Annotated in this window: 12 protein-coding genes and 2 tRNA genes; 12 read left to right on the top strand and 2 right to left on the bottom strand. The window is 64.0% G+C overall.

What is annotated here, in order from left to right; genetic code table 11:
• Positions 1-29: 29 nt before the first annotated feature.
• Together HJ583_RS10235 and HJ583_RS10230 are read left to right on the top strand one after the other, a co-directional pair.
• Positions 30-105: transfer RNA gene (locus HJ583_RS10235), tRNA-Glu, on the top strand.
• 66 nt (positions 106-171) lie between these two features.
• Positions 172-248, top strand: a tRNA-Asp gene (locus HJ583_RS10230).
• A gap of 131 nt (positions 249-379) precedes the next feature.
• Here HJ583_RS10230 and HJ583_RS10225 read toward each other — a convergent pair.
• Positions 380-1,030, bottom strand: coding sequence for an FMN-binding negative transcriptional regulator (locus HJ583_RS10225; RefSeq protein ID WP_170021814.1), 651 nt, complete (start codon positions 1,028-1,030; stop codon positions 380-382).
• Positions 1,031-1,064: 34 nt separating this feature from the next.
• Positions 1,065-1,682, bottom strand: a complete 618-nt coding sequence (locus tag HJ583_RS10220) for a DJ-1/PfpI family protein (protein WP_170021813.1) — start codon at positions 1,680-1,682, stop codon at positions 1,065-1,067.
• 91 nt (positions 1,683-1,773) lie between these two features.
• On the opposite strand from HJ583_RS10220, the gene HJ583_RS10215 reads away from it, so the two are divergent.
• The 10 genes from HJ583_RS10215 (at position 1,774) to HJ583_RS10170 (ending at position 12,320) form a co-directional block, all read left to right on the top strand.
• On the top strand, positions 1,774-3,108 hold the full coding sequence (locus tag HJ583_RS10215) for an aminotransferase-like domain-containing protein (protein WP_170021812.1): 1,335 nt from the start codon (positions 1,774-1,776) through the stop codon (positions 3,106-3,108).
• A 100-nt stretch (positions 3,109-3,208) separates the two neighbouring features.
• Positions 3,209-4,906 (top strand): GspE/PulE family protein, encoded by a 1,698-nt coding sequence (locus tag HJ583_RS10210; RefSeq protein WP_170021811.1) that lies wholly within the window; start codon positions 3,209-3,211, stop codon positions 4,904-4,906.
• Positions 4,907-4,917: 11 nt separating this feature from the next.
• On the top strand, positions 4,918-6,138 hold the full coding sequence (locus HJ583_RS10205; protein ID WP_170021810.1) for a type II secretion system F family protein: 1,221 nt from the start codon (positions 4,918-4,920) through the stop codon (positions 6,136-6,138).
• 1 nt (position 6,139) lies between these two features.
• The gene (locus HJ583_RS10200) at positions 6,140-6,607 is read left to right on the top strand and encodes a hypothetical protein (protein ID WP_170021809.1); all 468 of its coding nucleotides are present in this window, start codon (positions 6,140-6,142) and stop codon (positions 6,605-6,607) included.
• A gap of 30 nt (positions 6,608-6,637) precedes the next feature.
• On the top strand, positions 6,638-7,123 hold the full coding sequence (locus tag HJ583_RS10195; RefSeq protein ID WP_170021808.1) for a type II secretion system protein: 486 nt from the start codon (positions 6,638-6,640) through the stop codon (positions 7,121-7,123).
• A gap of 44 nt (positions 7,124-7,167) precedes the next feature.
• On the top strand, positions 7,168-7,656 hold the full coding sequence (locus HJ583_RS10190; RefSeq protein ID WP_268968153.1) for a pilus assembly FimT family protein: 489 nt from the start codon (positions 7,168-7,170) through the stop codon (positions 7,654-7,656).
• Entirely contained in the window at positions 7,646-8,203 is a 558-nt protein-coding gene (locus HJ583_RS10185) for a prepilin-type N-terminal cleavage/methylation domain-containing protein (protein WP_170021806.1), read from the top strand. Before HJ583_RS10190 ends, HJ583_RS10185 begins: the two co-directional genes overlap by 11 nt.
• Positions 8,187-8,999, top strand: a complete 813-nt coding sequence (locus HJ583_RS10180; protein ID WP_170021805.1) for a type II secretion system protein — start codon at positions 8,187-8,189, stop codon at positions 8,997-8,999. The genes HJ583_RS10185 and HJ583_RS10180 overlap by 17 nt, the downstream gene beginning before the upstream one ends.
• On the top strand, positions 8,971-9,429 hold the full coding sequence (locus HJ583_RS10175; protein ID WP_170021804.1) for an agglutinin biogenesis protein MshP: 459 nt from the start codon (positions 8,971-8,973) through the stop codon (positions 9,427-9,429). The genes HJ583_RS10180 and HJ583_RS10175 overlap by 29 nt, the downstream gene beginning before the upstream one ends.
• Positions 9,426-12,320 carry a DUF6701 domain-containing protein gene (locus HJ583_RS10170; RefSeq protein ID WP_170021803.1) on the top strand — a complete coding sequence of 965 codons (2,895 nt, stop codon included), beginning with the start codon at positions 9,426-9,428 and terminating at the stop codon, positions 12,318-12,320. The genes HJ583_RS10175 and HJ583_RS10170 overlap by 4 nt, the downstream gene beginning before the upstream one ends.
• Positions 12,321-12,337: the final 17 nt, after the last annotated feature.

The following is a 12,337-nucleotide window of genomic DNA, read 5'->3' as shown; positions in this document are numbered from 1 at the left end:
CGCCAGGTTCGGTTTGCGGGAGACGTCCGGTCCCCATCGTCTAGAGGCCTAGGACACCGCCCTTTCACGGCGATAACCGGGGTTCGAATCCCCGTGGGGACGCCAGATTCGAGGAGGCTGCGCAAGCGCAGCTTTCGGCAGAGCAAGGAGTGCAGTTCAGGCTGTACTCATGGAGTGGTAGTTCAGTTGGTTAGAATACCGGCCTGTCACGCCGGGGGTCGCGGGTTCGAGTCCCGTCCACTCCGCCAGCAATACGCAAATGCCCTGTAATCATGTGGTTTCCACAGCATTGCAGGGCATTTTGCTTTCTGGCGTTACACACCGGTATTACACGCGGCGCGAGCACGATAGGTCTTGCGTCCTTCGTCTGCTGCGCTTTCTAAAGCTGCGTTGAGATGTCGGCGTATTCGACCAGATCCGCGACAGCTTCATTCCGGTGGGGATCCTGCCCGTCGCGCAAACCTCTTGTCACACCGGTCCGGTCCGCAGCATTGCGGTTCTGGCTCAGCTTGAATTTTCCCTCAATGCGCTGGAGCGGGATTTCGATGCCGATGATTGCCTTGAGCTGGCCGGCCAGATAGTCGTCCGGCAGATCACGCAGGGACCATGGCTCAGGCCGGCGCTGCTCGTGCTGCTCCGTCAGGTCCTTGAGCTGGCGCAGTAGCCAGGCCGCGTCTTCGGTGACTTCCGGCCTGCCCCAGGCATGGACCGCGGTGTAATTCCAGGTTGGCACTGCCCGGTGGGTTTCGGCCTTGCTCGGATACCAGGATGGTGTGACATAGGCTTGCGGCCCCTGGAAGACCACCAGGCATTCGAGGAGCCCCTGCAGATCCTGCCAGTGAGGGTTGGCTCTGGCCAGATGCGCGCGCAGTACGCCGCATTCGCCTTCGTCCGGATACAACAGAAAGGGCAGGGGAGAGGCTTGCAGACCGCTCGGGCCGTGAGTGATCAGCAGGCCCAGTGGATGAGCCTGCATGAAGGCGTGCAGGATTTCGCTGCGCGCTTCGCGGAAGGAAGCGGGGATGTACATCTAGGGATTGTCCGTCAGTGAGCAGGCTGCAGTTTCAGGCAAGCGTGGCCGTGGCGTCCAGATAGGGTGCGATATTGCGCTGCATGCGGGTGATGTATTCCTCTTTTTCGCCCACCGGCGCGACATAGTGGAGTGCGCTGCCGGCCGCTTCGATTCCGATCAGCCTGGCGATCACCCAGCAGGCGAGATACTGCGAGGCCAGACAGCCGCCGGCCGTGGCCAGATTGCCGCGTGCGAAGAAGGCCTGGTTGAGTACGGCCACATCAGCTTCCTCTACCCAGGGTCGGGTGGTGAGGTCAGTGCAGGCCGGCACCGCATCGAGCAGGCCCAGTTTCGCCAGCACCAGGGTGCCCGAGCATTGTGCGCCCAGTAGCTGGCGCGACGGATCGAGGCGCAATTGCGCCATCAGTGCGGCATCCGCAACGATCTCGCGGGTCTGCATCCCGCTGCCGATGAGCACAGCATCCGCCTCGGCTGCTTCGGCCAGCGAGGCCTGTGCTTCGAGCGGCAGGCCGTTCATGGAGCGAACCTGGCGGGTGGGGCTGGCGATGGAAACGCGCCAGTCCGGCCGCTTGATCCGGTTGAGGATGCCAAGCGCGATGAGCGAGTCGAGCTCGTTGAAACCGTCGAAGGTGAGGATGGCGATATGCATGGCGTGGTTTTCTCCGGGAGTCGCTGAGCGATGAGCCATCCTAAGTACAATATTCAATACAATCAAAAAATTGTCATGGATACATTCAGGCATGCCTCAAGCACGTTACAAACAGCTGGTTGACGCATGGGCGGCGGATATCCGGGCTGGCCGCCTGGCGCCGGGGACGCGTCTGCTCACGCATCGCCAGCTCGCTGCGCGTGAGAGGATTTCCCTCGCCACGGCCAGCCGCGTGTATGCCGAGCTGGCGGCGATGGGCCTGGTCAGTGGTGAAACCGGGCGTGGCAGTTTCGTACGCGAAACATCCCTGCCGCAGGGGCTTGGCATCGATCAGCAAGCCGTGGCTGCGGGCATGATCGACCTGAACTTCAACTATCCCTCGCTGCCGGGGCAGGCCGAATTGCTGCGCACGGCGTTGCGTCAGCTTGCCAGCGCGGGGGATCTGGAGGCCTTGCTGCGCTACCAGCCGCATGGCGGGCGCCTTCACGAGCGGGCAGGCATTGCCCGCCATCTTCTCAGTCGTGGGCTAGCGGTCACGGCGGAACAGGTCTTGATCGTCTCGGGAGCCCAGCATGGGCTGGCGACGAGTGTGATGGCCCTGCTGCAGCCCGGTGATCTGGTAGCGACGGATGCGCTGACCTATCCCGGCTTCAAGGTACTGGCCGAGGCGCAGCGCCTGGAACTGGCGGCGATTCCGGCCGCCGCTGGCAACATCGATCCCGATGCATTGGAGCGCCTGTGCCGGCAGCGGCGGGTGCGGGCCCTGTATCTGATGCCGACCTTGCACAACCCGCTGGGCTGGGTGATGAGTGCCAGCAGGCGCCGGCAACTGGTGGCGATTGCGCGCCGCCATGATCTGCTGATCATCGAGGACGCCGCTTATGCCTTCCTGGAGGAAGCCCCGCCGCCGCCGCTGGCCGCCTTGGCACCGGAGCGCAGCGTGTATGTCTCGGGCTTTTCGAAGAGCGTGGCCACAGGCCTGCGCGTGGGTTTTGTCGCCGCGCCGCTGGCCTGGCTGCCACGGCTGGAGCGCGCCATCCGGGTGAGCACCTGGAACACCCCCGGTGTCATGACGGCGATTGCCTGCAACTGGCTGGAGGAGGGGCTTGTCACGCGCCTCGAAGCCGCCAAGCGCGCGGATGCGCGAGCGCGTCAGGCCATCGTCTCGGACGTTTTCCAGGGCGTGGACTGTGTGCGTCATCCGGCCTCTTACTTTGTCTGGCTGCCCTTGCCGGAGGAGGCGCGGGCCGATACTGTGGCCCGCGCACTCATGCAGGAGCGGATATCCGTCTCCACGGCGGAACCCTTCGCCACGTCCGCCTCGGTGCCGCATGCCATCCGTGTGGCCCTGGGTTCGGTGGATCTTGCGGCCTTGCGCGCGGCCTTGTTGACGGTCCGCCGTGTGATCGACACCTACCGCTACTGAGCCTGCCCTTTTGCCCGCAGCCCCTACAGTTCCGGCACCGCGCTGCCGTTAAAGGTCTCGTACCCGGTAAGCCGGGTGTTGGGCTGGTCGGGGGCAAGGCATGGGAAAACCGCAGAAATATCGTCTGGGTGAGTTGCTGGTGCAGCAGGGGCTGGTGACCGAAGCCCAGCTTGAAGAGGCATTGGCGCAGCAGAAGCAGAGCGGGCGCAAGCTCGGCCGGGTGTTGGTCGAAAGCGGCGTCGTGACCGAAGAGCTGATCGCCACGGCGATTGCACGCCAGCTCGGCATCGAGTTCCATGATCTGCGCGAGAAGGATGTTGAACCCGCGGTGGCCAGCGTGTTGCCGGAAACCATGGCGCGGCGCTTCCGCGCGCTGGTGCTGGCCGATGAGGGGCGCAGCTATCTGGTCGGCATGGCCGACCCTTCGGACGTGTTCGGCTACGACGAGATTGCCCGCACCCTGAAGAAGGACGTGAGCCTCGCCGTGCTGGCCGAAGGCCAGTTGTTGGGGGCCATCGACCGCCTCTACCGCCGCACCCACGAAATCACCGGTCTCGCCAATGAGCTGCAGCGCGACCTGGGCAACGCTTACGTCGATTTTGGCGGCCCGGCGCTGGAGACCACGGCAGACGATGCACCGGTGGTGAAGCTGCTGCAGTCCATCTTCGAGGATGCCTTCCAGATCAAGGCTTCGGACGTGCATATCGAGCCGCAGGAGCTGCGCCTGCAGATCCGCTTTCGCATCGATGGCGAAATGCATTTGCAGACCGAGGTGGATAGCCGGGTCGGCCCGGCCCTGGTGCTGCGCCTGAAGCTCATGAGCGGGCTGGATATTTCCGAGAAACGCCTGCCGCAGGACGGGCGCTTCAACGTCAAGGTCAAGCAGCAGTCGGTGGATGTGCGCTTGTCCACCATGCCGACTCAGTATGGGGAGTCGGTGGTGATGCGGATCCTGGCGCAGAACAGTGGCCTGCTGGATCTGGATCGCATCGGCATGCCGGCGGAGATGCTGGCTCACTACCGGCGCATGATCAGCCATTCCTACGGCATGATCCTGGTGACCGGGCCGACCGGTTCGGGCAAGACCACCACACTCTATGCCACCCTGGCTGCACTGAACGCTCCGAGCACCAAGATCATCACCATCGAGGATCCGGTGGAATACCGCTTGCCGGGCCTGTCTCAGGTGCAGGTGAACGACAAGATCGAACTCTCCTTTGCCCGCGTGCTGCGCTCTACCTTGCGGCATGACCCGGACATCGTGCTGGTCGGCGAAATGATCGATCAGGAAACCGCCCAGATCGGCGTGCGCGCGGCCATGACTGGCCACCTCCTGCTCTCCACCCTGCATACCAACGATGCCGTCAGCACACCGGCGCGCCTGCTCGACATGGGCGTGCCGCAATACCTGCTCGCCACCACCTTGCTGGGCGTGATCGCCCAGCGCCTGGTGCGGATGATCTGCCCGGCCTGCAAGACGCCGGCCAGCCTCGATGCGAACGAGCAGATCTGGCTCGAGCGGGAGGCCAAGGGGGCTGCGGCGCAAGCCTGGCACGGCCGGGGCTGCAGCCAGTGCAACAATTCTGGCTTTGCCGGCCGCGAAGCCATCTACGAGATGCTGGAGATGACACCGCCGCTGGCCGAGGCCCTGAGCCGCAACAGCCTGGCTGACTTCAGCCGCCTCGCCCGCAGCCAGCTCGCTGGCAAGACCATGCGTGCCCATGCGGTGGCTCGCGTGCTGGCTGGTGAAACCACGGTGGCCGAAGCGATGCGCGTGTCCACCCAGATTGACGAATAGGAAGCGCGCGCATGGCCAGTTTCAATTACCGCGCACGCGATGCCCAGGGTGGGTTGCTTGAGGGCCTGATCGAGGCGCCGGAGAAATCGGCCGCCGCCGACCTGCTGATCTCGCGCGGCCTGGTGCCGGTGGAGATCAGCCCGGAGGCACAGCAGAGTCGTCTCTTTGCCCAGTTCTCCGGTGCGCGGCGGCGTATCAGCGATGAAGACATCATGTTCTTCAGCCGCCAGATGCACACCCTGATCAAGGCCGGAGTGCCCATCCTGCAAGCGCTCTCCGGTTTGCGCGATTCGGCCACCCATCCGGGCTTTGCCGCCATGCTGGGGCAGCTGCGTGACAGCCTGGACAGTGGCCGCGAACTCTCCATCGCCATGAAAGATACCGGTGCCTTCAACCCCTTCTACATCAGCATGGTGCGGGTGGGGGAGATGACCGGCAAGCTCGATGCCATCTTCATGAGCCTGTTCGAGCACCTGAATTTCGAGAAGGAAATGCGCGCCAAGATCAAGGCCGCGCTGCGCTATCCGATCTTCGTCGTGATCGCCCTGTCTGGTGCGCTCGTCGTGATCAACTGGATGGTGATCCCGGCCTTTGCCAAGGTTTTTGCGAGCTTTCGCACCGAGCTGCCGCTGATGACGCGGATCCTCATCGGTTTCTCGGATTTCTGTGTGAATTACTGGTGGATCGTGCTGGGCCTGGTGCTGGCCCTGATCTTCAGCGTGCGCGCCTTCGTCCGCACTCCGGGCGGTCAGCTCTACTGGCATCGTCAGAAACTGAGCCTGCCGATCATTGGTGAAACCATCCGCAAGGCCACCCTGGCACGCTTTGCGCGCAGCTTCTCGCTGTCGCTCGCAAGCGGCCTGCCAGTGATCCAGGCGTTCACGGTGGTGGGGCAGGTGGTCGATAACGCCCATATCGCGGCCAAGCTGGATGACATGCGGCGCGGCGTCGAGCGCGGCGAGAGCATCCTGCGCACCGCCGCGGCGAGCCGCGTATTCACGCCCATCGTGCTGCAGATGATCGCGGTGGGAGAGGAGTCCGGCTCGATTGACGATCTGCTGATGGAAATTGCCGGCATGTACGAGCGCGAGGTGGATTACGAGGTGGACAACCTCTCGGCGCGCATCGAGCCGATCCTCATCCTGTGTCTCGGCGCCATGGTGCTGGTGCTGGCCCTGGGTATCTTCCTGCCGATCTGGGATCTGAGCTCGGCCATGCTGGGCAAGCACTGACATGCGCAAGGATGCCTTCGGCTTGCCGCTGGGCGAATTGCTGATGTGGACGGTGATCGCCGGTATCGCGCTCGGTGTGCTGGGCCACAGTATCCAGACGGTGCTGGAGCTGACCGAAAAAACGGCCGTGGAGACAGCGGTGACGCATATGCGCAGCGGCCTGCGCCTTGAAAAAGTACGGCGCCTGGCGAATGGGCAGCCCCTCGGTGATCTGCCCGGGCGCAATCCGCTGGAGTTTTTGGCCAGCACAGGCCCGAGCAGCCTGAATGCGCTGAGCGAGCAGATCCGACCGCTCGACTTTCGCTTCGATCCGCAGCGCCACCAGCTTGTTTATCGCCCGGAGCGCCAACGTTTTCTAAAGATGCAGCAGTCCGGTGCCGATAAGGAGCTGACATGGCAGACCCGCGCGACGCAGCCCGATGGCAGTGATGTGGAGCTTGTGCTGCTTACCCCCTATGAATGGTTCTGATTGTTGATTGACTGCCGAAGGAGAAATGGAATGAAAAAAGCCCGTGGTTTTACCCTGATCGAGATGATTGTGGTGATGGTCATTCTCGGCATTCTTGCCGCCGTGGCCTTGCCTAAGTTCGTGAACATGACGGGGCAGGCTCGTCTCGCCAAAATGAATGGGGCTGTCGGGGCTGTGCAGTCTTCCATTACCCTGATCCATGCCAAGTGGCTGTCGCAGGGCTCTCCTTCTGGGGCTACGCCGACCATCACAGCAGAAGGCAACGTGGCGCTTGTGCCGAACGACACCACGGATCTGGTCAATGGCTATCCGGCAGCTGAAACCTTCCTGCGTACCAACGAGAACCTCGCGGGGCTCGATGCCAACTTCACCACGACGGGAACTTCGGCCACGGTGACCACGATTACCGATCCGAACGGTCCGGCCGCTTGTGCCTTCACGATTACGGAGTCAACGGCCGCGGGCGTTCCGCCGGCGCTCAATGTCGCTGGGCTGACCGAGGCGAACTGTCAGTAAGCCGGATGGGCGGTCTATAGGCCGCCCGATTTGCTGCCTGCATCATGGTGCGTGCGGAACACGTCTCGTTCCTGCAAGGAAAACGGCTCCCTAGTGGAGCCGGCTTCACGTTGCCCGAGCTGGTCGTCACCATGGTGGTGATCGGCATCCTGGCCGCCGTAGCGGTGCCGCGCTTTGCCACACGGGCCGAGTTCGATGCCTTCGGCTACAGCGAGGCGCTGCGCCAGGCGCTGCGCTTTGCGCAAAAGTCCGCCGTCGCCAAACGTCGCCCGGTGTGTGTGGCCATCAGCTCCAGCAGCCTGAGTCTCACCCTGGGGGCGAGTTTTGGTGCGGCAAGCTGCACCCTGAGCCTGCCTGATCCAGCCACTAATACGGCTTACCTGCTGGCCGCGCCGGCCAGTGTCACGGTCAGCAATGCCAGTTTCAGTTTTGATTCCCTCGGTCGCCCCTCTGCCGCGCAGAGCATCACGGTGAGTGGTGGTTCCAATGTGCAGACGATCCAGGTTGTGACGGAGACCGGCTATGTGCGCTGAGTCCTGCCCTTGCAGCCGGCGTCAGCAGGGCCTGTCGCTGATCGAGCTGATCGTCTTCATGGTGGTGGTGAGCGTGGGTCTGGCGGGTGTGCTCGGCGCACTCGATTACAGCAACCGTGTCAGCGTCAATCCGATGCTGCTCAAGCAGCAGGTGGCCATTGCTGAATCCTTGCTCGAAGAAGTCTCCAGCAAGCCTTTCACCTGGTGCGATCCGGACGATCCGAATGCCGCCACGGCAAGCAGTGCAAGCGGCTGCACGGTGGTGCAGGGCCTTGGCCCCACGGCAGGAGAAACACGCAGCAATTTCGACAACGTGGGCGATTACCACGGCTATGCCATGAACGCCGGCATTCTCAATCCGGTGAGCGGCACAGTGATCAGCGGGCTGCAGAGCTATCGCGCCAGTATCGCGGTGAGCCTTGCCGGCAGCGCGCTGGGGCTGGCCGACAATGGTGCCGCCCTGCGCATCGATGTGAGTGTGACAGCGCCGGATGGCAACCTGATCACCCTCACCGGCTACCGGAGCCGCTATGCGCCGAACATCTGAGCACAGGGCTGCGGCTGGCTTCACTCTGATCGAGATGATCGTGGTGATGACCATCACGGCCATTCTGGTGGCCATCGTGGCGGTGTTCATCCGCCGGCCGATGGAGGGGCTGGTGGACACCACCCGCCGTGCGGCGCTGGCCGATGCGGCCGATACCGCCTTGCGCCGCATGGCCCGCGAAATCCGCGCGGCTCTGCCCAACAGCCTGCGCGTGGCGCAGAGTGGCAGCACCTGGTACATCGAATTCCTGCCGGTGCTGGCGGCCGGCCGCTACTGCGAGCAGAGCGACTGCGGTAGCACGCCGCTGGATACGGTTGGTGGCAATGCCAGCCTCTCCTTTGCCGGACCTGCGCCGGCGCTGAGTCCGATTCCCGCCGGCACCGAGGCCGTGATCTACAACCTTGGTGTGACGGGCCTGGATGCCTATGCCGGTGGCAACAGCGTGGGTCTGGCCAGTATTGGTGCCAGCAGCATCAGCTTCTCGGCGAGCAAGATCTTCACCTATGCCTCGCCGGGGCGGCGCGTCCAGCTGATCGGGCCGCCGGTGAGCTATGCCTGCAGCTCGGGCGGCACACTGAGCCGGATCTGGGGCTATACCAAACAGGCCAGCCAGCCGGTGGCACTGCCGGCGAATGCCAGCAGCGCCGTGCTGGCCGATTTCGTGGCCAGCTGCGCGGTGGATTACACCCAGTCAGCCATCGACCAGAACGGTCTGCTCTATCTCTCCCTGCAGCTGGCACGTGCCGGCGAAACCGTTTCCGTGAGCCATGCGATCCAGATCAATAACACGCCCTGAGGCGGCACGCGGCTTCGTTCTGCCGACCGCGATCTTCCTGATCGTGATCATGGCCAGCCTTGCCGTGCTGGTGGCCCGACTCGGCACGGCCAGCCTCGCCGCCAGTGGCCAGGATGTGCAGGGCGCGCGGGCATTGCAGGCGGCGCGGGCCGGCATCGAAGCCGGGCTGTATGCCGTGCAGATCAATGGCAATTGCCCTGGCGGCACGCTCAGTGGCCTGGCCGGGCTGAATGGTTTCAAGGTCAGCTGGGCGTGTACAGCCTATGCCTTCAAGGATGGCTCGGCCGATGGCAGCAATAACCGCAGTATCTGGCAGATCACCGCCACGGCTTGCAGCACCAGTGGCACGGCTTGCCCCTCAAGCAGCACCACCGAGCAGCAGAGTGCCGATTACACCGAACGCCAACTGGTGGTGGTGACCGAGCGATGAAGCTGCGCCGCTTCCTGCTCATGGTGTTGCTGTGCGGGCTGGACATCGGGCCGGGTCAGGCCGCGATCACGGTCACCTATGGCAGTGCCGACCAGACCGGGGGGCTGGGGGATTACACCCTGACGCTCTCGCCGCCCGCCGGTACCCGTTCCGGCGATGTGCTGATCGCCCAGATCGCCACGCCGGGTAATGAGGTGACTTCCTTTAGTCCGCCTGCTGGCTGGACGCTGATTACGCCGGCCAGCAACACCAGTGGCGCGGCGATCCAGCAGCGCATCTACTACCTGAACCTGTCTGCAGCGGCGGCCGCTAGTTACACCTGGACGATCTGGGACTGGAGCTATCGCAGCGCCGGCGTGATCTATGCGCTGCGCGGTGCCAAGGCGCTCAACTGTGGCAGTGCCAATACCACCAACTGCGCGGGCAACCTGCAGTCCGGCGGTGGTAGCGGCATCACCGCGCCGAATGTGCACGTCACGATGGAAAACGGCAGTCTGCGCATGGCATTTTTCGCCGACCAGGATGGCTCGGCCACCATCACGCCGGGGCTCGAAAACGGGGCCACCGCCGGGGTGTATTACCGTGGCGGCTCCGGCGATACCGGCATGGGTATTCACGGCAGTTACTTCACCATGAGTGCTGCCGGCAATGGAGACACCCAGAGTGCCAACCTCAACCGCAGTGAGAACAATATCGGCAGCACCTTGTTGATCGCGCCCGCCGTGGTGGCGGCCAGCCTGGATCATCTGCGCATCGAGCTCACCGGCACGCCGCTCACCTGTACCCCGTCCACGGCCACCATCAAGGCCTGTGCCGACAGCAACTGCAGCGCGCTGGCGACGAGTGCCACCACGGCCACCCTGACAACCAGCAACGGTAGTTGGGGGACGAGTCCGCTCACTTTTACTGGCAGTGGCACCAGCAACCTCGCCGTGCGCACCACAGCCACCACGACCCTCGGCGCGACCAGCAGCCCGGCTGCCAGCAGTGCCACACGCTGCTACCTCAACGGCACCCAGCTCACGAGCTGCCAGCTGGCTTTTGCGGATTCCGGCCTGCTGCTGACGATTCCGAGCCAGGTGGCCGGTGTGACATCCACCGGCACTGCACGATTCTCGCTGGCTGCGGTGAAGAAGGCGGACAACGGGCTGTCCTGCACGCCGGCTTTTGCCAATGTCACGCGCAGCGTGAAGTTCTGGTCCAGCTATACCAGCCCGGCCAGTGGCAGCAAGAGCCTTGCCGTGAATGGCACAACGGTGGCGACCGCCAGCCCCGGCACCGGCGTATCGCTGGCCTTCGACTCGACCGGTACGGCCAGCGGCCTGACCCTGAGTTACATGGACGCTGGCCAGCTCACCCTGAATGCGCAATACGACGGCAGCGCCGGCACCGGTGATAGCGGCCTGGTGATGACCGGCAGCGCGGCTTTCGTGACCGTGCCTTATGCGCTGTGCGTGGATAGCCCGGACGCCAACTGGGGCTGCACGGCGGCGGATACCAGCTGCGCCAAATTCACCAGTGCTGGCAGCGCCTTCAATCTGCGTGTCACAGGCAAGGCCTTTCAGGCCGGCACCGCGACCTGCGCGCTGCCGACTACGCCGAACTATCTGCAGAACGCCCTGGCGCTCAGCTCCACGCTGGTGGCGCCGAGTGGTGGTGTGAATGCCAGCCTGAGCCCCACTACGATCAGTATCACCAGCGGCGGTACGGCCACGCAGGCGAGCCAGACCGTGTCCGAGGTCGGCGTATTTACGCTCACCGCGACGCCGCCCGCCGGCGGCTATTTCGGTTTGACAGTGCCTCCCGGCACCAGCGGCAACTCTGGTCGTTTCGTACCTTACGGCTTTGCGGTAACGAACAACACGCTCAATGACCGTAGCGATATCAATACCGCCACAGCGATCGGCAGCAGCGAGAGCTGCGCAAGTGACTTCACCTATCTCGGTGAGCCCGCCCGCGCCTTGTTTCGCCTCACCGCAGTGAGCGCCACGGGCGGCACCACCCAGAATTACTTCGGCAGCTTCGCGCGTCTGCCACTGAATGTGGTGACCAGCCTGGGCAGCAATGGCCTGCTCTTTGGCGCCCAGTACGGCAGCACACCGGTTTCGCTGAACACCCGTCTGGCTGCCAGCTGTGCCAGTTGCGGCAGCTTTGCAGCCGGGCAGGCCGATGTAGCGGCCGATCTCACCCTGGGGCGGGCGAGCGCCAGCGCGGTGGACGGCCCTTACAACGGCACGAATGGTGTCAGCTTCGGCCTCGTGGCGCGGGACGCCGATGCGGTCGGCATGAGCAGCCTGAACTTCAACTGGGATCTTGCCGGCGCAGCAGAAGGCACCAGACTGCAGCCTGGCTCTACGACGAGCAGCTACTACTTCGGTCGTCTCAAGGTCGATAGCGCCTATGGCTCCAGCTTGCAGAACCTGCCGGTGCCCACCTGGGCCGAGTACTGGAGTGGCAGCGTTTTCGCGCGGGCCGACGGACAGGCGAGCCGGCCGCTCGATAGTTGCACCCGGCTCACGGTACCTGCCAGTTCCACCATCACCGCCGGCACGGCGGCGGCCCTCTACTGCACTGGCGGAGTAGGGCTCTACGGCAGCCTGGCGGGCGTCACGGCCAGTTTCAACGGCATTTCTTCCGGGGGCACGGCCACTCTAGCGGCGGGAAGTGCCGCTGTCATTTTGAGCAAACCGACGAATAGCGGGGGCGGATACCTTGATTTCGCGCCATCCGTGCCGTCATACCTGAAGTACAACTGGGATGGGACAGACCAATCCGGCGCCGCATGCAGCGCAAGCACTGATGGCGATCTGCATGACGACAACCCGCGGGTGCGCATCCGCTTCGGGGCACGGCGCAACAACGCGCTGATCTATTCGCGTGAGGTGTATTGAGTGGCGGCCCGGGCATC

It is taken from the genome of Uliginosibacterium aquaticum (genome assembly GCF_012972705.2).
Lineage (GTDB): Bacteria > Pseudomonadota > Gammaproteobacteria > Burkholderiales > Rhodocyclaceae > Uliginosibacterium > Uliginosibacterium aquaticum.
This window is presented reverse-complemented; position numbering and strand designations above follow the sequence as displayed.

What these genes read in the sequence shown, in the direction of transcription:
- HJ583_RS10225 (WP_170021814.1), bottom strand. Translation starts at nt 1,030, where the DNA reads ATGTACATCCCCGCTTCCTTCCGCGAAGCGCGCAGCGAAATCCTGCAC.
- HJ583_RS10220 (WP_170021813.1), bottom strand. Translation starts at nt 1,682, where the DNA reads ATGCATATCGCCATCCTCACCTTCGACGGTTTCAACGAGCTCGACTCG.
- HJ583_RS10215 (WP_170021812.1), top strand. Translation starts at nt 1,774, where the DNA reads ATGCCTCAAGCACGTTACAAACAGCTGGTTGACGCATGGGCGGCGGAT.
- HJ583_RS10210 (WP_170021811.1), top strand. Translation starts at nt 3,209, where the DNA reads ATGGGAAAACCGCAGAAATATCGTCTGGGTGAGTTGCTGGTGCAGCAG.
- HJ583_RS10205 (WP_170021810.1), top strand. Translation starts at nt 4,918, where the DNA reads ATGGCCAGTTTCAATTACCGCGCACGCGATGCCCAGGGTGGGTTGCTT.
- HJ583_RS10200 (WP_170021809.1), top strand. Translation starts at nt 6,140, where the DNA reads ATGCGCAAGGATGCCTTCGGCTTGCCGCTGGGCGAATTGCTGATGTGG.
- HJ583_RS10195 (WP_170021808.1), top strand. Translation starts at nt 6,638, where the DNA reads ATGAAAAAAGCCCGTGGTTTTACCCTGATCGAGATGATTGTGGTGATG.
- HJ583_RS10190 (WP_268968153.1), top strand. Translation starts at nt 7,168, where the DNA reads ATGGTGCGTGCGGAACACGTCTCGTTCCTGCAAGGAAAACGGCTCCCT.
- HJ583_RS10185 (WP_170021806.1), top strand. Translation starts at nt 7,646, where the DNA reads ATGTGCGCTGAGTCCTGCCCTTGCAGCCGGCGTCAGCAGGGCCTGTCG.
- HJ583_RS10180 (WP_170021805.1), top strand. Translation starts at nt 8,187, where the DNA reads ATGCGCCGAACATCTGAGCACAGGGCTGCGGCTGGCTTCACTCTGATC.
- HJ583_RS10175 (WP_170021804.1), top strand. Translation starts at nt 8,971, where the DNA reads ATGCGATCCAGATCAATAACACGCCCTGAGGCGGCACGCGGCTTCGTT.
- HJ583_RS10170 (WP_170021803.1), top strand. Translation starts at nt 9,426, where the DNA reads ATGAAGCTGCGCCGCTTCCTGCTCATGGTGTTGCTGTGCGGGCTGGAC.